This is a genomic window from Bradyrhizobium sp. ISRA430 (assembly GCF_029909975.1).
Taxonomy (GTDB): Bacteria; Pseudomonadota; Alphaproteobacteria; order Rhizobiales; family Xanthobacteraceae; genus Bradyrhizobium.
On the sequence record NZ_CP094516.1, the window covers coordinates 1,218,787 to 1,237,638 of the forward strand.

An 18,852-nucleotide genomic window follows, 5' to 3' on the forward strand; every position below is an offset into this window, starting at 1 on the left:
TGACGGAAGCCTCACGATACCTGCTTCAAACGCTCCAGCGCCTCGAGCAGTTTCGCCTTGCGCGCGATCGCTGTCTCGAGCTTTTCGCGCTCCTCCTCGACGACCTCTTCCGCCGCGTTGGCGACGAATTTCTCGTTCGCCAGCTTGGACTCGGCGCGCCTGATGTCGGCGTCCGCTTTCGCGATCTCCTTGTCGAGACGCGCGCGCTCTGCGGCGAGATCCACCACGCCCTTCAGCGGCAGGGCTGCGACTTCGCCGCGCACCAGGATCTGGACGGCGCCGTCGGGCGCACGATCGGCGAAGGAGATGTCCGACAGCCGCGCCATACGCTTGATCACGTCGGTCCAGCGCGGCGCGCGCTCTTTCGTCCCGGCGGATGCACCGGCGAGCACCAGTGCCGTCAGCGTCGCCGGCGGGATGTTCATCTCGGCGCGCACCGAGCGGATCTGCGTGACGAGGTCGATCACCCAGCCGATCTCGGCCTCGGCCGCAGGATCGGTGAAGTCAGCATGATCGAAGATCGGCATAATGAGAGCCGGCGAGATGAGCGGATCGGTCGGCCCGGCGGCCGCCGCGAGCATTGCAAGCTGCTCCGGGGTCGGTTCGGCCGGTTTCAGCGGCCACGGCGCGAGCGCCAGCAAGACCTCGCGCTTGGCGGTCACCTCCCACAGCTCCTCGGTGATGAAGGGCATGAAGGGGTGCAGCAGCTTCAGGATCTCGTCGCGCGCCCAAGCGACCATGGCGCGGGTCTCGGCCTTGGCGGGGCCATCCGGGCCAAGCAGCACGGGCTTTGCAAGCTCGACATACCAGTCGCAATAGACGTTCCAGACAAAGCGGTAGATCGCGCCGGCGGCATCGTTGAAGCGATAAGCCTCGATCGCTTCGGTCACTTCGCGCGTGGTGTGCGCGGTCTCATGCGCGATCCAGCGGTTCAGCGTTTCCTTCGCTTTCGCCGGCTCGAAGCCATCGGGCACGGTGCAGTGATTCATCTCGGCGAAACGGCAGGCGTTCCAGAGCTTCGTCGCGAAATTGCGGTAGCCCTCGACGCGGCTGGTCGCGAGCTTGATGTCGCGGCCCTGCGCTGCCATCGCGGCCAGCGTGAAGCGGAGCGCATCCGCGCCGTACTCATCGATCAGGTGCAGGGGATCGATAACGTTGCCCTTAGACTTCGACATCTTCGCGCCCCTCTCGTCGCGGACGAGAGCGTGGATGTAGACCGTCGAGAACGGCACCTCCTTCATGAAGTGCAGGCCCATCATCATCATGCGAGCGACCCAGAAGAAGATGATGTCGAAACCGGTCACCAGCGCGTTGGTCGGGTAGTAGCGCTTCACCTCAGGCGCATCTTCGGGCCAGCCGAGCGTCGAGAACGGCCACAGCGCCGAGGAGAACCAAGTGTCGAGCACGTCCTCGTCGCGGGTGATGAAGCCCTCGCGCTTGTTGCGGTCGAGCGCCATCTCGCGGCCCTGCTCGGCCGTAATCACCTCCTGCTCGACGTAATAGCCGAGTGCGTGGCTGACGGCCTCCTCCTCGGTCTCGGCGACGAAGACCTTGCCGTCTGGCCCGTACCAGGCCGGGATCTGGTGACCCCACCAGAGCTGGCGCGAGATGCACCAGGGCTGGATGTTCTCCATCCATTCGAAATAGGTCTTTTCCCAGTTCTTCGGCACAAACGTCGTTTTGCCCGAACGCACCGCCGCGATCGCGGGGCTCGCGAGCGTCTTCGCATCGACGTACCACTGGTCGGTCAGATAGGGCTCGATCACGGTGCCGGAGCGATCGCCATGCGGGACCATGTGGGTGTGCGGCTCGATGCGCTCGATGAACCCGAACGTCTCCAGCCGCTCGACGATGCGCTTGCGCGCGGCGAAGCGTTCGACCTTGTGAAACTCCTCGGCGAACTGTGATGCGCCTTCGGGCAGGTCGCGCAGATAGTCCTCGTTGCCGAGAAGATCGAGGCAGCCTTCCTTGTCGAGCACGCTGATCTGGCGCAGCCCATGGCGCCTGCCGACCTCGAAGTCGTTGAAGTCATGCGCCGGCGTCACCTTCACCGCGCCGGAGCCCTTTTCCGGATCGGAATACTCGTCGGCGACGATTTGAACCTTGCGACCGACCAGCGGCAGGATGACGTGCTTGCCGACCAGCTTCCGGTAGCGCTCGTCCTCGGGATGCACTGCGACGCCGGTATCGCCGAGCATGGTTTCAGGACGCGTGGTGGCGACGACGATGAAGCTCGAGGGATCGTCCGGGCTGAATGTCTTGCTTTCAATCGGATAGCGCAGATACCAAAGGCTGCCCTTGACCTCGACCTGCTGCACTTCGAGATCGGAGATCGCGGTGAGCAGCTTGGTGTCCCAGTTCACCAGCCGCTTGTCCTTGTAGATCAGGCCATCGCGGTGCAGCTCGACGAACACCTTGACGACGGCTTTCGACAGGCCCTCGTCCATGGTGAAGCGCTCGCGCGACCAGTCGCAGGAGGCGCCGAGCCGCTTGAGCTGATTGATGATGGTGTCGCCGCTCTCGGCCTTCCACTCCCAGACCCGCTCCAGGAATTTCTCGCGGCCCATCTCGCGGCGGCCGGGCTCCTGGCGCTCCATCAACTGCCGCTCGACCACCATCTGGGTCGCGATGCCGGCATGATCGGTCCCAGGCTGCCAGAGCACGTCACGTCCGCGCATTCGCTCGAAACGGCACAGGATGTCCTGGAGCGTGTTGTTGAGTGCGTGGCCCATGTGCAGCGATCCCGTCACGTTCGGTGGGGGGATCACGATGGTGAAGGGCGCCGCATTGCGACGGTCGGGGCGGCCGGCCTTGAACGCAAGGCTGTCCTCCCAGACGACGGACATGCGGGTTTCGATATCGGCGGGCTGGTAGTTTTTCTCGATCATGGGGCTGCTAGAAAGCCGCGCGCGGGGTTCAAGTCAACGGAAAGCTCAGCGACAAAAGAGCTTTCCGGCCCGCCAGACAGACCAGATAGGACACGAAAGCAGGGCTTTATCGGGGCCGGGCGGCTCGGTCTCACCGGCCGCCGCGCGAGACCCTCTCGATTTCCGCCTTCACGATGCGTTCAACGAGGCCCGGCAGATTGTCGTCGAGCCAGGACTTCAGCATCGGCCGCAGCATTTCCTTGACCAGATCCTCCAGCGTCCGCGCATTGCTGCTAAGCACCGTGTGAGCCAAGGAATTGAAGGCTGATTCGACTGCGGAAACCGTCGATTGCGCCAGGATCGGCTGCTGTGGCGGTAGCGGCGGGGCGTCGAAATCCACGGGTGCATATGACGGCGGCGGCGCGGACTGACTGGGTGGCACCGCTTCGGCGAACTCGAGGTCGTCGCGCGGCTCGACCTTGCGGAAGCTCGGCGGCGCAGGCGGCGTCGGCTCGACGGCCATCTCGTCGGTTAGTTCGAGCACATCGGCTTCAGGCTCGGGCTCCGGTTCCCGCACCTCGGGTGCAGGTGTCGCCTCGTCCAACCCGGCCAGGAGAGCGTCGATGTCGTCTTGGCTGTTGGATGCCGCGGGCGCAGGCGCGGGAGTTGGTGCCGGTTTGGCGGCCGGCGGCGGCGCGGCTTTTTCGACCGCGGGCTTTGCGGACGCGATCTTGGTGGGGGGAATGTCGTTCACGACCTGCGGCTTTGCCGCAGGTGCGGCGGGCGCAGCAGCTTTCTCCGGTTTGGCAGCTTCCGTCGGCGGCGGCTTGGCCTCGTCGTCGGCAATGATGCGCCGGATCGAGGCCAGAATCTCCTCCATCGAGGGTTCTGAGACCTTTGCAGGCTGCGTCATCTCCGACTCCACATCATCAACGCCCTCGCATGCGTTGTTTTACACCAAGCACGACAGGATTGGCCGGTTCCGCGAAAAGCAGTCCGACATTTTCGTCGTGACGGCCTGACTTGTCCCCAGTTCACGGCTCAACGTGCGGCGGTGCGCCCCTGCCCCCGGCACCAAAGCTTTACGCAAACGACATCGCATGCAGGGCGAATCGCTCCGCAGCTTCCTTCAAAGGCTATGTCAGGGATTTTGATGATTGCAAGCAAACCGCCGATTGGCCTCGCCCTTTTGCGAGGCCAATCTCATTGCGGCAATCAGCGTCCGTCGGGCGTGCGCACGCCGGCCCAGCTATCGCGGACCTGATGGTAGTGCACGCTGGGATCGTAGGTCGTGGTGGCGAGACCGAGCACCTGCGGCGACAGGCGGCCGACCGAGCTCAGCACGGAGTAGGACGCAACCACGCGATCATGCTGCGCGGTGACCAGCGCGACGCGGGCATTGACGAGCGCCTGCTGCGCGTTGAGCACGTCGAGCGTGGTGCGCTGTCCGGCCTTGGCTTCCTCGCGCACACCGTTCAGCGCGATCTCGGAGGCCGTGACCTGCGCTTGCGCCGAGGCGACCTGCGCCTTGCCGGCCTGCAACTGTCCCCACGACTGCACGACGTTGGCGCGGGTCTGGTCGCGGGTCGTTTCGAGATTGAGACGCTGCTGCGCCAGGTTTTCCTTGGATTGACGGATCAGCGCATATTCAGCACCGCCCTGATAGATGGGTGCGGAAACCTGCGCGACCGCCGAGGCACCGAACGAGCGGAAGATCGTCAAGGTCTGCTCGTATGACTGCGTCGCCGCGACCTGGAAATTGATCGTCGGCAGCAGCGCGCCTTCGTTGATCTTCACCTGGAGATAATTGACGTCGATGCCGTACATGGCGGCGGTGACGTTGGGGTTCTCGACCAGGCTGAGACTCACAGAGGAAGCCAGCGTTGCCGGCAGGAAGCGATCGACCGGCGAGCCTGGCGCGAGGTTTTCCGGCTCGTTGCCGATGATGCGGCGGAAGTTGGCGCGGGTCGTGACCAGGTTCGATTCGGCCTGCAGCGCCTGCGTCTTGCCGGCGGCGAGCTGGGCCTCGGATTGCGCGACGTCGGTGCGGGTCACCTCACCGACGTTGAAGCGGTCGCGCGTCTGCTTGAGCGTCTGCTCGAGCACGCGCACGTTGCTGCGCTGGACTTCCAGCGTCGCCGAATCGCGCAGGTAGTCCATGTAAGTGGTCGCGGCCGAGAGTAGAACGCTCTGCTCCATCACACGCAGCGCCTCGCGCGCGCCCGAGACCTGGCTCTCGGCGGCACGCGTCCTGTTGGCGGTCTGGTTGCCGTTGAACAGGTTCTGCGTCACCGTCACGCCGGCGCTGCGCGGCGCATTCACGCCGTGGTTTTCGGTCCTCACGAGCGTCGTCGGTGAGCCCCCGGAGGTAATATTCGTATCCGTGTATTGAACGCCGACGCTTGCGGTCAGTGCGACCTTGGGGCGATAGCCCGATAGCGCCTGCGGCACGTTTTCGTCGGTCGAGCGCACCTGGGCACGCTGTGCGTTGAGCTGCGGGTTGTTCTGATAGGCGCGAACCAGCGCAGCCTCGATCGTGTCCGCCAAGGCAGGCGTCGGCCCGGCAAGCGCCGTCAGCAGGACCGAAACCGCAGCTCCGGTGAAGAGCTTCACCCCATGCATCCCTTAAATTCCGTTTCATCTCACGCCAGGTTCGTGCCCGCGAACCTGGTTACCGTATCCGAGTGGAGTCGTTGCCCCTGGGCAACATAGGACGCGGTTAAGCGCAACGGAACTACCTCGAGGCAGTTCTCAGCCGAAACTCTTCACGTGCAGCTTCCCGGCCACACTTCTGATTCAGAACGGTATTTTAACGGGTTATCGGCGGTCAGAAGACGAAGGCGGCGGCCCGTTCCAGCCCGGGAAGGACCGGGGCGGAGGCATCGAACAGCGTCCGATGACCGAAATCGCCGTGAGAATGGGTCACGATCATGGCCCGAGGCGGCTTCGATTCGGCGGAGACCCCGACCAAGCGCCCGCCGTCCTTGAGCTGGGCAAGTAACCCTTCCGGCGTCACCTCGGTGGCACCGTTGAGGATGATCACGTCATAGGGGGCTGCCGTCGCGTCCCCCTCGGTGCAGGCCGCAGCCTCGCAGGTGACATTGGCGAGCCCGAGCTTGGCAATGATGTCCTTGGCCTTCGCAGCAAGTGCCGAATCGCATTCCGTCGCAGTGACCTGTCGTGCAAACTTCGCGATCAGCGCGGCCAGATATCCGCTCGCACAGCCGACGACGAGCACGTTGTCGCCCTCCCCAATCTGGGCGGCCTGAAGCAGCTTGCCGGTCAGTGCCGGCTTGATCAGGAACCGCTTGGCGGCCCCCTCGCTCACATCGAGATCGAGGTCGAGATAGGCCAAGGCCTGCCGGCCGGCCGGCACGAAGACCTCTCGGGGAACCGTGAGCATGGCATCGAGAATGCGGCGATCGGTGACGTCATTGGTGCGCACCTGGCCATCGACCATTTTTTGGCGCGCGGTCGAAAAACCGGACATTTGGGACCCTGAAATGCGGATGATGCCGCGGACGAAAGTTGGCGGCATCTTTGGAACAAGCTCCGCGAAAACGCAACACGGGCGTTGGCCCGGAACAGCCGCGGTGGCATCCCGGTGCCCGTCACCGCGAAACGATCCAAGCAGGTCTATTCGATTGCGACCGCGAGCCGGGCAATCAGCGCCGCAACCTCGTCGAGCCGCACCGAATCGGGCGCGTTGACGGCACGCGCTAGCCGCGCCAGGCATTCATCGTCACTGAGCTCCGGAACGTCCGCCGGCAGAATCGAGGGGGCCACACGGGTATGGTCGACCTGGGCGTCTGGCATAGGAATCAGCTCCACAAGGGTCAGGCCTCTGGAACCTCGGTTTGAATTGGGCCGATTTGGCGTCCTCGCCATGGCACGACGATGCGACGTCACACACAAGGGCTTGAAACGAGTTTACGTCGGATGCGCACCAGCGCACGCTTGCGGGCCTACTACAGCGAGATCGCGTAGCGGATCCGAAGGTAACCGTAATCCATTGAGATTGTGCGGAAAATTGGCTCCCCGGGCTGGATTCGAACCAGCGACCATCCGATTAACAGTCGGATGCTCTACCGCTGAGCTACCGAGGAAAAGGGCGAACCGGCGTTCGCGCGCGGCTGCGTATAACAAAGCCGCTTGCGCTTGCAAAGGACGAATTCGTCATCTTCCGCAAGCGCGTCGAGGAAAGCCCTGAAGGAGCCTTCAGCCCCCTCCTCCCGGCCATCGGGCGAACTACCGCCTGTTCTTATCGATCGGCAATCACCGCAGCAATGAGCGGGCATTCATAAATCTGCGGCGTTTGTCTTCCCGGCGAGTGCGCTTCAAAACGTGGACGTACAGGTCCGCGTCCTCACGGCCCACTTCGCACCAGCCTTTCCCTCGTGCCGAATCCTGACGAACCGCGCCGCAATTTCGTGCGACCGCTGAGCGATATGATTTCGATCCTTGACAAATATGCGTCAGCATTCCGTCCCTCAACAGCATATCCGCAGCATATCCACAGCCACGGTCCGGCAGATTTGTGCAGGCATCGCAAACTACTTGCTGCGCACAAACCCACAGGCCGCGCTCAGCCGCCCCGCATTGGCTGGGCGTCGCATGAAGAGCTGGGGAAATAAGCTTGCGAGGATGTGACTTCTTTCACACTTGGCCCCCGCGGCGCGATCCTAGGTTGGCATTGGGATTTTCAGGAATCGCTAACCAATCGGGTCCCGATCGCCGGATCGTTAAAATGCGAACGATCGGCTCAATCGAGAAACAAATCGGTTTTGCGACATTGCGCCATCCGCGTTCCGGAGGGTGTGATGAGCGAAGCCGAATTCAACTTGATGCTGGATGCCGTCCGGGACGCCATGGCGCCCGCGCCGGAGGAGGAATTCGTGCCCCGCTCGTGGACGTACGACGCAGCGCCCAAGGCTGCCAATGACAACGAGGGCGCCTGGCCCCTCTTGCCTTTTCCGGACGACTGGTACGCGGCCTGCTGAACGATCCGCGCCTGACCAAATGGCCCGGCGCATGACGATCAATTCTTGGCGCCCGGTACCTCCTCGCCTTCAGGCAAACTGAATCATCACGGCTCCGCCGCCATCAGGGGCGCACGGCCGTGGCGGCCGGATCGCCATAAACCGTATAGGAGAGCCACGACAACTCGCCGGCGTCTTTCGAGGCGTTGCGGGCCGCGCGGGTCGCCTCCACCAGCGTCTGGCCGCCCAGCAGGCTCTCGTAGAATTTCTTGGCAAAGATCAAAGCCGTTGAATCGCCGACCGACCATTGCGCCCCGATGAAGGCGCCGGCTCCGCGGGTCGATACCGGCTTCAGGAATGCGGCGGCAAATCCGCCGACCCCCACCATCGAATTACCGGAACGGCCGGCCTGACAGGCGTTGAGGAAAACGATCGGCTGACTGTTGGCGTCGAACGCCAATGCGGTCTTCACGATCGAGTCCGTCAATTCATCGGTCTCGTAGCGCCCATCCTGGCCAAGGCGCCCGGTCATCAGCAGGCTCGCCCGGATGACACCGCCGACCGTAGACGTTCCGTGGCCGCTGACATGCAGAATGTCGATCGGGCCCGGCCGCCGCAATTGCGCGTTCAACACCACAGAATCCGCCTCGAGCTGCACCGCGCCCGGAAACATCGTCTTCAAAACCTCCCGCTCCTGTTGCGCCTCGGGAAGCTCGTAGTCTGGCACCGGATAGTTCGGCACGACATAGCGAACGTGGTTCGGCCGGACCGACAGCCGCCGCGGCGGCCATTGCGTATCGTGCAGCCAGCGGATGAGGCCATACTCGGCAAGGAAGCCTTCGCCGTCGACGTCCTGGCGATCGGGATCTGCCAGGAACATCATTTCCCAGGGAAAGCTGGTGTCTTCCGACAGGACCTGGATCCCCGCAATGCGCTTGCGGTTCGTCCATAACGCGCGCCGCAGGCGTTCGGGGAGCAGTTCGTTGGCCATGTCCTCGCCGATCGCACGCAACCGTGTCATGAAACGCTCGCGCGAGATCGAGTCGCTGAACCAGGCCGTCTCGACATTCTTGAGCAGTTCGGTGACGTAGCTCTCCCGATTGAAGCCGTCGCGCAGCGATATCGTCTGGTTGATGTTGATGTTCGGATCGGCGCATTCGAGATCGAAGCGCAGGGAGATGCGGCCGGGAACAGGCTGGATCTCGTAGATGCGCAGGACGGCGTTGCGCTGCGCGGCAGGATTGACGGTCGCAGATGCAGTGACCGTGAGCATCTCGCTTTCGTCGTCGATGAAGATTGGGCGCAGCGTGAAGGATGTCAGGACGCGGGCGGATTGACGGATCTCGACCAGAAACTCGGCAGCTCCGAATGCCACACCGTCGACCCGGAAAACGAATGTCACCGGATTGTCGTCGGCTGGAGCTTCAGTGACGACCTCGGCGGGCACGGGATCGACCACGCGCGCATTCTTTAATCCGATGACCTCGATCGTCAGCGGTTGAGCCAACGAGACGGCCACAGGGCCGCTCTTGGCACTCGTCGCCGAGACCGCGAGATCAATGGCGGCGCGCGACACGATCACCTCCAGACGCGTTCGCTTGCCAAGCGGCGGGTTCGGCGGCATTCGCGCGGCAAAATGACATTCCGAATCCGTCCTGACCCGGCCTGTCGCCGGCTGGTTTTCGGAATCCGGCAGCAGCTTGTCGAGTTTTATCCCGCGAAGCTCGTCCGACATCAGGACGCGGCCAGTGGGCAGCGCGCCTCTTCTGAGCGGCCTTCCAACAGGCGCGGTTGGTGTGACTGGCGGCACGACCGGTGCCGCCTCGAGTACGACTGATGGTGCAGAGGCCGGAATCGGCGGGGCGAGCAATTCCGCTGGAGCTGGCAATCCCAGCCACCCCGACAGTTTATCGGCGACTTCGGGCTGAGCAAAATACGTGATGTGGTAGACCCTGTCGGTCTCGCCAAACGGAAATTCGTGCTCGCTGGCGAGGCGGGCTGAAAGTGTACCCAACGCGGTCATCGCGGCCGTGTCGACCACCAGATCGTTGGCCTGATCCTTGAACAGGCGATCGGCGATACGATCGATCAGCAGTTCCGCCGTTTCCTTGGCGATCCCCGCTCCGATCTCGAATGCCGGCTCGAAGTTGGCCGAAACCGCGAAATATGTCGTGTTGGGCGAGCCGGGATTCTGCGCTTGATTCAACTGAGTGACAACGTTCCCATCCGGGCGCATCGCCGCCAGACCGGGCACCACGTTGTCTTCGATCGCCGCATCGGCAAGCGCTTGAGCGAAACGCCCCAACAGGCTGACGCTGGTCGAAAAGGCTTTTCCGATCGCTATCCCGGTCGGTCCACCGAACGAACCGAGCATGGTCGAGCCGCGTGCGAACAGATTGGTGTAGGTGTCGAGAAGGTCCTTGACGTTTTCCGGCTCGGCCAGATGCGTCCCGCCATTGGTGCAGCCGACGAATACCGCGCGGTTGAAGACCACGCCGGGCAGCACGGCATCGGCACCACCGAGCAGCCCTTCCATCAGGCTCCTCAGCACGAGTCCGCCGCGGCTATAGGCGATCGCATCGATCTTCGAGCCTTCCGGCAGGGCGAGGCCGCCGAGGGCCGTCAGTATCTGCTGCGCATTCGTCATTGGGTCTTCGGTCAGCGTGCGATGATCGAAGCCGAGAATGAGATGGTACGCCTTCAGCGCGCCCGAAAGGAATGCGCGACCCTTCGGATGCGAGACGAGATGGCCGAAGCTGCCCCGCGTTGACGAGAACGTGCCATGGACAAACAGCAGGATCTTCTGCGCCGGTCCGGCCGTCGTCGCCTGGATCGTGAGAGGTCGCCAGGTCTCGATGTCCAGACTCGGCATGGCAACGGGCCCAGGCTGGAGCGCGCCTTCCAGGCGCGCGGCAAGCGTTGCCGCCGCCCACCGACCGACATATTTGAACACGACGACGCGGACCTGATCGAGCACCGCATCGACCAGCCAGTCGGTGAAGACGTTGCGGCGCGGCGGTGCCGCCCCAGGGGGAGCGACGGCCGGCGGCCTCACCAGGGTGAAAGAAAGTTGACGCTGAGCCCGGCGCGCGCCGGGCGGACCGGGCACCTCGTCCGGCGTGACCCAGGTAAACACGCCGTTGGCCTCGACCAGCACCACGGCGCCCTCACCCGGCGCGATATCGACCTCCACGCGCGGGATGTCCCCCGGAGTTGCTCGCATGGATCGTTGCGCGCCACGCGGCGGCACCAGGATCCCGTCGGCGGCCACGGTCAGGCCGGCATCGGCGAGACCCGACGGCAATGCGGGCGAGACACCCGGACTTGCCCGCATCCGGCGAACGGCGACGCCGGGCACATCGGGAGTTAGGACTTCCACACGAACGCTCTCGGGGTGCGTGATGGTCACGCCGGTTGCCATCGGTGTCGTTGCCATGTGGCCCCCTCCATTGGCGATCAATGAGGATTCCTACCAAGGGTTGTATCCGTCAAGCCTGTCCCGACGTTCAATTCCTGACCGTGCGCAGATGAATTTCAGTCCTTGGCGCCGTCCTGCGAATGAGCTCATCCGATGCGGCGTTCGGCCTCACGGACTGCGAGACCTTTTGTCGTTGACGGGCTTGTCGGCGTCGCGTGAAAATCGTCCCGAGCCCCCACGCACATCGGAGCTGAGCGAGGACTGCTTTGGTCAACTCGTGCCGCGAATTTCGACCGCCCGATCGTGCGCGAATGCGGCCGTGCCAGCCCGATCCGCGGGGCCCGGCAAAGTCGGACGAAGGCGGTTGCCTAAACGGTTGATCCCCTATATTGCTCCGCCCTCACAGGGGCCACGTGGCGGAGTGGTTACGCAGCGGTCTGCAAAACCGTTTACACCAGTTCAATTCTGGTCGTGGCCTCCATTCCAACTCATTGAAATATTTACAGCATTTTTCGTCCCCGACGGGATGGAGACTTAGTGCCGCTTGCCGCGTCGGAAGTCGCGCCGGCGCCCCTTTGGAACCGGCTTGGGTGCCAATTCCGGCATCGTCGCCTGGACCTCGCGATACCGCGCTAACATCCGTTCAAAACTGGCGTGCAGCGCCTCGGCGATGTCGGGACGCCGTTCCAGGCCCGCCAGCATCACGGCAGCCGCCTCGATGGTCGAGAGCCCATCGCGGCGCGGCTCGCGGCGCAGGCGCCCGTAGCGCGACGGGTGGGCCGGGTTGAGGATCACGCGCTGGCACTTCAGCATCCAGGGATTGCGCCACCACAGCGCTTTGGCCTGGCTCCAGGTGCCGTCGAGCAGCACCACGCCTTCGATCTTGCTCAGGATGGCGCGCTGGTTCTCGGCAATCTCGCCTTTGCGGGTGAGTGCCACGATGTCGCCCTCGGCCTCGAGTTCGGCCGCGCGCGCCGAGCCGAGATAGAGTACGGCCCAGCGCGCGGGATTTTCGACCGGCCGGCCCAACGCTTTGGCAAGGCTTGGCCAGGACAGGCCGACCCGCACCGTGGCGTTGGCAAAATGCCTCGCCGTCAGGCGCGCAGTGCCGAGCGCCCTGTCCTGCTCCTGCGGATGCTGGAGGATCAGCAGCGCGATGCGGCTCTTGAGCGGCATGACGCTGTCGCAGATGCACAGCGGCATCGGCTTCTGGCAGTGCGGGCATTCGGGGATCGGCGCGACTGCCGCAGCCGTCGTGTCCTGTGGGTTCGACATGGCCGCCGCTATACGCTCCGCGGGGCGCGGCAACAACCCGCCTATTCCGCCGGCGCGGCCAGCGCGCGCGGCTCGGAGCGCCGCCGCAGGCGGTCGATCAAGAGATAGATCACAGGCGTAGTGTAGAGCGTCAGGACCTGCGAGACCAACAGGCCGCCGATGATGGTGATTCCGAGCGGACGCCGGAGCTCCGTACCCGGACCAGTCGCGATCACGAGGGGGATGCCGGCGAACAGCGCCGCCATGGTCGTCATCAGGATGGGACGGAAGCGCGCCTGGCAGGCCTCGAAGATCGCCTCCGCCGAGGACAGGCCACGCTGGCGCTCGGTATCGAGCGCGAAATCGACCATCATGATGCCGTTCTTCTTGACGATGCCGATCAACAGGATGATGCCGACGAAGGCGATCACCGTCAGCGGCGTATTGGTGACCTGCAAGGCCAGGAGCGCGCCGAGGCCCGCCGAGGGCAGCGTCGAGATGATGGTCAGGGGATGGGCGAGGCTCTCATAGAGCACGCCGAGCACGATATACATCGCGACCAGCGCGCCGAGGATGAGCAGCGGCTGGCGGCCGCTGGTCCTGGCGAAATCGCCGGCATTGCCGTCAAAGCTGCCGCGGATGCCCTCGGGCATGTGCAATCCCTCGACCGCACGCTGGATGTTCTCCGTGGCGACCTGGAGCGGCACGTTCGGCAAGAGGTTGAAGGATACGGTGGTCGAGGGGAATGCCTGGGAATGATAGACCGCGAGCGCGGCAAGGCCACGCGTCGCGTGCACCACGGCCGACAGCGGCACCTGCGCGTCGCCCGCGCCGGCGACGTAAATGCGATCGAGATTGGAGGGATCGACCTGGAATTTCGGATCGATCTCCAGCACGACCATATACTGGTTGCGCTGGGTGTAGATGATCGAGATCTGCCGCTGCGAGAACGCGTTATTCAGTGCGTTGTCGATGTCCTGGACTTTGACGCCAAGCGTCGCGGCCTTCTGGCGGTCGATATTCAGCGTAAGCTGCAGGCCGCCGGGATCGCGGTCGCTGGAAATGTCGGTAATGCCTTCGACCGTCTCCATGCGCTTGGCCACGATCGGGGCCCATTTCTGCAACAGGCCGAGGTCCGTGCTGGTCAGCGTATACTGGTAATCGGAGTCGCTCTGCCGTCCACCGGCGCGCACATCCTGGGCGGCAAACATGAAGAGCCGGATGCCGGGCACGGGATACAGCGCGCGTCGCAGCCGGTCGATCACGAGCTGCGTCGAGATATAGCCGCGCTCTTCCGGCGGCTTCAGGCTGATGTACATGATGCCGCGATTCGAGGTCGCGCCGCCCGGTCCCCCGCCGCCGCTACCGACCGTCGAGCCGATCCCGGCCACCGCTGGATCCTGCATCACGATGTCGGCAAGCCGCTGCTGCAGGCCCAGCATCGACTGGAACGAGATATCGGCCGAGGCGCGTGTCGCGCCGATGACGAAGCCCGAGTCATCGGTCGGGAAATAGCCCTTGGGCACCTTGACGTAGAGCGTCACCGTGAGGCCGATGGTGGCAAAGAACACCAGCAGCGTCAGCAGCGGAAACTCCAGCACGACGCGCAAGGTGCGCGTGTAGAAGGCGACGATGCGCGACAACGATCCCTCGATCATCCGATCGAACAGCGTTGCGGTTCCCGAGGTGGTCTGCCGGACATAATGGGCGCAGATCATCGGCGTCACCGTCAGCGACACCAGCGTCGAGACCAGAATCGCGAAGGTGAGCGTCAGCGAGAATTCGCGCAACAGCCGGCCGACGATGCCGTCCATGAAGATCAGGGGCGTGAAAGCCGCGATCAGCGACAGGCTGATCGACACCACGGTGAAGCCGATCTGACGAGCCCCCTCCTGCGCTGCCTGGAACGGCCGCATGCCATGCCCGAGGTTGCGGAACATGTTCTCGATCATGACGATGGCGTCGTCGACCACGAAGCCGACTGAAATCGCGAGGGCCATCAGCGACAGATTGTCGATGGAGAAGCCGGCCAGCCACATGCCGGCACAAGTGCCGGCGAGCGCGAGCGGCACCGAGATGCCGGCTGCGATGGTCGGGGTGAGGCGACGCAGGAACACGAACACCACGACCATCACCAGGACGGCGGTCGCAAGCAGCGTCCACTGCATGTCCTGCACGCTGGCCCGGATCGTGCCGGTGCGATCGACCAGGGTGGAGATCTCGACGCCGGCCGGAATCCATTGCTTCAGCTTGGGGATCAGCGCCTTGACCCGGTCGACAGTGTCGATGACGTTGGCGTCCCCCTGCTTGGTGATCTGGATCAGCACCGCCGGCTGCTTGTTGAACCAGGCGATCGAACGCGCGTTGCGGACGGCGTCCTCGATCTCGGCGACGTCGGAGAGCCTTACGAAATTGCCGTTCGAGCTTTTGATGACGATGTCGCGAAATTCTTTGGCCGTGCGCATCTGCCGGTTGAGCGATAGCGTCTCGCTCTGGCGATCGCCGTTGAAGATGCCGACCGGGCCGAGGGGATTGGCGTTGATGATCGCGGTGCGCACGTCATCGGTGGCGATGCCGGCGTTCGACAGCGCTACCGGATTGAGCTGGATCCGCACCGCCGGCTGGTCCGCACCGCTCACCGTCACGTCGCCGACGCCCGGCACCTGTGAGATGCGCTGCGCCAGCACGGTATCGGCGACGTCGTAGATCGCGCTCGCCGAGAGCGTCTTCGAAGTCAGCGCCAGCACGAACACGGGCGCGCCTGCGGTGTTGGCTTTGCGAAAGCGCGGCAGCGTCGGCAAGTCGCTCGGCAGGTCAACGAGCGAAGCATTGATGGCGGCCTGCACGTCGCGGGCGGCCTTGTCGATGTTGCGGCCGATGTCGAACTGGAGCTGGATGCTGGTCGTGCCCAGCGAACTCGTCGAGGTGATCTGGTTGATGCCTGCGATTTCGCCCAGCCGCCGTTCCAACGGCGAGGCCACCGTCGCCGCCATCACCGAAGGATCGGCGCCGGGCCGCGTCGCGGAGACGAAGATGGCGGGGAAGTCGACATTCGGCACCGAAGCGACCGGCAGGAACTCGTAGGCGACGACACCCAGCAGAAACAGCCCGATCGACAGCAGCGTGGTCGCGACCGGGCGGCGGATGAACGGCTCCGAGATCGACGCCATCACTGCATCCCTTCGGTCGCGCCGGCGACCGGCGGACCGCCGGATTCGGCCGGCGGCAGCGCCTGCTCGAGGCGGCGGTTGATGCGGTCAAGCGCGAGGTAGATCACGGGCGTGGTGTAGAGCGTCAAGAGCTGGCTGAGCAGCAGGCCACCGATGATGGAGATGCCGAGCGGAAAGCGCAGCTCGGAGCCGGTGCCGCTTTCGATCGCGAGCGGCAGTGCGCCGAACAACGCCGCCAGCGTCGTCATCATGATCGGGCGGAAGCGCAGCAGACAGGCCTGCACGATCGCTTCGGTCGCCGACATCCCCTGCCCGCGTTCGGCCTCGAGCGCGAAGTCGATCATCATGATCGCGTTCTTCTTGACGATGCCCATCAACAGGATGATGCCGATAAGGCCGATCACCGAGAGGTCCTGGCCGCACAGCACCAGCGCCAGGATCGCGCCGACGCCGGCCGAGGGCAGCGTCGAGAGAATGGTGATCGGGTGGATGTAGCTTTCATAGAGCACGCCGAGCACGATGTAGATCGTGATCACGGCGGCGAGCAGCAGCCAGGGTTGGCCCGCCAGCGCCTTGGCGAATTCGGCGGCATCGCCCGCATAGACTCCGACGATGCTGTTGGGCATGCCGATGCGGGTCTCGATCGTCTTCACCGCCGCGACTGCGTCGCCGAGCGCCGCGCCCGGCGCGAGGTTGAAGCTCAGCGAGACCGCCGGGAATTGCGCCTGGTGCGAGATCGCAAGCGGCGCGGTGGTACGCTTCAGTGTCGCCACGGCGGACAGCGGCACTTGAGCGTTCGGCGCGCCGGCGATGATGCTCGCGGCACCCGGCAGATAGAGCTTTGAGAGGATCGAGGGGTCGCGCTGGTACATCGGCAAGGCCTCCAGCACCACGCGATACTGATTGGCCTGGCCGTAGATCGTGGAAATCTGCCGCTGCGCGAACGCATCGTTCAGCGTGTCGGTGATGCCCTGGAGGCTGACCCCGAGCTGGCCGGCGCGAGTGCGATCGACGTCGAGCTGCGCCCGCAGCCCGCCTTCCTGCGCTTCCGAGGAGACGTCCCGGAACAGTGGATCACGCCGCATCTCCGCGACCAGCTTGCGCGCCCATTCCGACACCAACGTCGCATCGGTGCCGGTCAGCGTGTACTGGTATTGCGACCGGCTGGACTGGGTCGAGATCTGCACGTCCTGCACCGGCTGGAAATAGACGGTCATGCCGGGGATTCCGGCCACCCTCTGCTTCAGCCGGGTCACGACCACGCCGACATCGTCGCGCCGCGCACCACGGGGCTTCAGCGTCATGACGAGGCGTCCGACGTTAGTGGTCGGGTTGACCGAGCCTGCGCCGATCACCGAGACGACGCCGGTGACGTCGGGGTCGGCCTTGATGGCATCGGCGGCCTCGGTCTGCCGCTTCTGCATCTCCGCGAAGGACACGTCCGCCCCCGCCTCGGTCACCGCCGTGATCGAGGCGGTATCCTGCAGCGGCAGGAAGCCCTTTGGCGCGACCACGTAGAGAACCAGGGTCGCAATCAGCGTGGCGAAGGTGACGACCAGCGTGGCACGCTGGCGCTCCAGCACCCAGAGCAGCGTCGAATGGTAGACCTCGACGGTGCGGTCGATGAAGCGGCTGATGGCTGCCAGGCCCGGCACCGCCAGCTCCTCATGGGCAGCCTTGAGCAGGCGCGAGCACATCATCGGCGTCAGCGTCAGCGAGACCACGGCCGAGGTCACGACTGCGATCGTCAGCGTCAGCGCGAATTCGCGGAACATCCGCCCGACCAGGCCCGACATGAACAGAAGCGGGATGAAGACCGCAATCAGCGATACCGTCAGCGAGATCACGGTGAAGCCGATTTCGCTGGCGCCCCTGAGCGAGGCCTCCATCGCGCTCTCGCCGTTCTCCATGTGCCGGACGATGTTCTCGATCATCACGATGGCGTCGTCGACGACGAAACCAGTACCGATGGTCAGCGCCATCAGCGACAGATTGTCGAGGCTGAAGCCGGCAAAGTACATGATGCCGAAGCTCGTGATCAGCGACAGCGGCAGTGCTACCCCCGCGATCAGCGTCGCCCGCAGCGAACGCAGGAACAACAGCACCACCAGCGTCACCAGCACGACGCTGAGGATCAGCGTGAACTGGACGTCGCGGACCGAGGCGCGAATGGTCTCGGTGCGGTCGGAGACGACCGTCAGGTTGACGCCCGCCGGAATGGCGCGCTGGACCTTCGGGATCTCGGTGCGGATCTGGCGTACGACGTCGATCACATTGGCGCCGGGCTGGCGCTGGATGTCGATGATGACGGCCGGCGTGCCCTGGTACCAGCCGCCGGTGCGGTCGTTCTCGAGGCCATCGACGATCTGCGCGACGTCGCCGATCGTGACCGGCGAGCCGTTGCGGTAGGCGATGATGATCGGTCTGTAGGCGTCGGCTGCAGCGATCTGGTCATTGGCTGCGATGATGTAGGATTGCTGCGCGCCATCGAGCGAGCCCTTCGGTCCGGATACGTTGGCATTGGCGATGGCGGTGCGCAGATCCTCCATGGCGATGCCATAGGCCGCAAGCCGCGCCAGATCGGCCTGGATGCGCACCGCAGGCTTCAAGCCGCCGAGCACCGAGACCCGCCCGACGCCGGAAATCTGGCTCAGCCGCTGCGCCAAAATCGTATCGGCGATGTCGCTCATCACCCGCAGCGAGATCGTCTCGGAGCGCAGCGCCAGGGTCATGACCGGCGCGTCCGCCGGGTTCACCTTGGCGTAGGTCGGTGGGTAAGGCAGCGTCTTCGGCAGTACGCCGGCGGCGGCGTTGATCGCGGCCTGCACGTCTTGGGTTGCGCCATCGATGTCGCGATTGAGGTCGAACTGGAGCGAGATCTGGCTGACGCCGAACGAACTCGTCGAGTTCATCGCTGACAGCGACGGGATTTGCCCGAGCTGCCGCTCCAGCGGCGCGGTGATCAGCGAGGCGATTACGTCGGGGCTGGCGCCCGGCAACTGCGTCGTCACCTGCACCGTCGGGAAGTCGACCTGCGGCAGCGCGGACACTGGCAGCGCAAAATAGCCAAGCGCGCCGCCGATCAGCAGCGCGATGCCGAGCAGCGAGGTCGCGATCGGACGGCGAATGAATGGTTCGGAGACGCCCATGGGATGCGCCTGCCG

Annotated in this window: 10 protein-coding genes and 2 tRNA genes; 2 read left to right on the plus strand and 10 right to left on the minus strand. The window is 64.5% G+C overall.

Annotated elements, in window-relative coordinates:
- Window positions 1-11: 11 nt before the first annotated feature.
- The 6 genes from MTX21_RS06305 to MTX21_RS06330 form a co-directional block, all read right to left on the minus strand.
- Window positions 12-2,888, minus strand: a complete 2,877-nt coding sequence (locus MTX21_RS06305) for a valine--tRNA ligase (protein ID WP_280963960.1) — start codon at window positions 2,886-2,888, stop codon at window positions 12-14.
- Between the two features lie 130 nt (window positions 2,889-3,018).
- A complete protein-coding gene (locus MTX21_RS06310; protein ID WP_280963961.1) occupies window positions 3,019-3,780 on the minus strand; it encodes a DUF2497 domain-containing protein in 762 nt (253 codons plus the stop codon).
- A 302-nt stretch (window positions 3,781-4,082) separates the two neighbouring features.
- Complete coding sequence (locus tag MTX21_RS06315) at window positions 4,083-5,489, minus strand: TolC family outer membrane protein (protein ID WP_280963962.1); 1,407 nt, start codon at window positions 5,487-5,489, stop codon at window positions 4,083-4,085.
- A 205-nt stretch (window positions 5,490-5,694) separates the two neighbouring features.
- Window positions 5,695-6,357: a protein-L-isoaspartate O-methyltransferase gene (locus tag MTX21_RS06320; protein ID WP_280963963.1), complete on the minus strand. Its 663-nt coding sequence runs from the start codon at window positions 6,355-6,357 to the stop codon at window positions 5,695-5,697.
- Between the two features lie 146 nt (window positions 6,358-6,503).
- Window positions 6,504-6,683, minus strand: a complete 180-nt coding sequence (locus tag MTX21_RS06325) for a hypothetical protein (protein ID WP_280963964.1) — start codon at window positions 6,681-6,683, stop codon at window positions 6,504-6,506.
- Window positions 6,684-6,898: 215 nt separating this feature from the next.
- A tRNA-Asn gene (locus MTX21_RS06330) sits at window positions 6,899-6,973 on the minus strand.
- Window positions 6,974-7,687: 714 nt separating this feature from the next.
- On the opposite strand from MTX21_RS06330, the gene MTX21_RS06335 reads away from it, so the two are divergent.
- Window positions 7,688-7,867 (plus strand): hypothetical protein, encoded by a 180-nt coding sequence (locus tag MTX21_RS06335; protein ID WP_280963966.1) that lies wholly within the window; start codon window positions 7,688-7,690, stop codon window positions 7,865-7,867.
- Between the two features lie 103 nt (window positions 7,868-7,970).
- On the opposite strand, the gene MTX21_RS06340 is transcribed toward MTX21_RS06335, so the two are convergent.
- Window positions 7,971-11,282, minus strand: a complete 3,312-nt coding sequence (locus tag MTX21_RS06340) for a CHAT domain-containing protein (protein WP_280963967.1) — start codon at window positions 11,280-11,282, stop codon at window positions 7,971-7,973.
- A 389-nt stretch (window positions 11,283-11,671) separates the two neighbouring features.
- Here MTX21_RS06340 and MTX21_RS06345 point away from each other — a divergent pair.
- Window positions 11,672-11,745, plus strand: a tRNA-Cys gene (locus MTX21_RS06345).
- Window positions 11,746-11,798: 53 nt separating this feature from the next.
- On the opposite strand, the gene MTX21_RS06350 is transcribed toward MTX21_RS06345, so the two are convergent.
- Genes MTX21_RS06350 through MTX21_RS06360 form a run of 3 tightly spaced genes read right to left on the minus strand, consistent with a single transcriptional unit; the run spans window position 11,799 to window position 18,837 of the window.
- Complete coding sequence (locus tag MTX21_RS06350; RefSeq protein WP_280963968.1) at window positions 11,799-12,539, minus strand: tRNA-uridine aminocarboxypropyltransferase; 741 nt, start codon at window positions 12,537-12,539, stop codon at window positions 11,799-11,801.
- A gap of 41 nt (window positions 12,540-12,580) precedes the next feature.
- Window positions 12,581-15,688 carry an efflux RND transporter permease subunit gene (locus tag MTX21_RS06355; RefSeq protein ID WP_280963969.1) on the minus strand — a complete coding sequence of 1,036 codons (3,108 nt, stop codon included), beginning with the start codon at window positions 15,686-15,688 and terminating at the stop codon, window positions 12,581-12,583.
- Entirely contained in the window at window positions 15,688-18,837 is a 3,150-nt protein-coding gene (locus MTX21_RS06360) for an efflux RND transporter permease subunit (RefSeq protein ID WP_280963970.1), read from the minus strand. The genes MTX21_RS06355 and MTX21_RS06360 overlap by 1 nt, the downstream gene beginning before the upstream one ends.
- Window positions 18,838-18,852 lie beyond the last annotated feature (15 nt).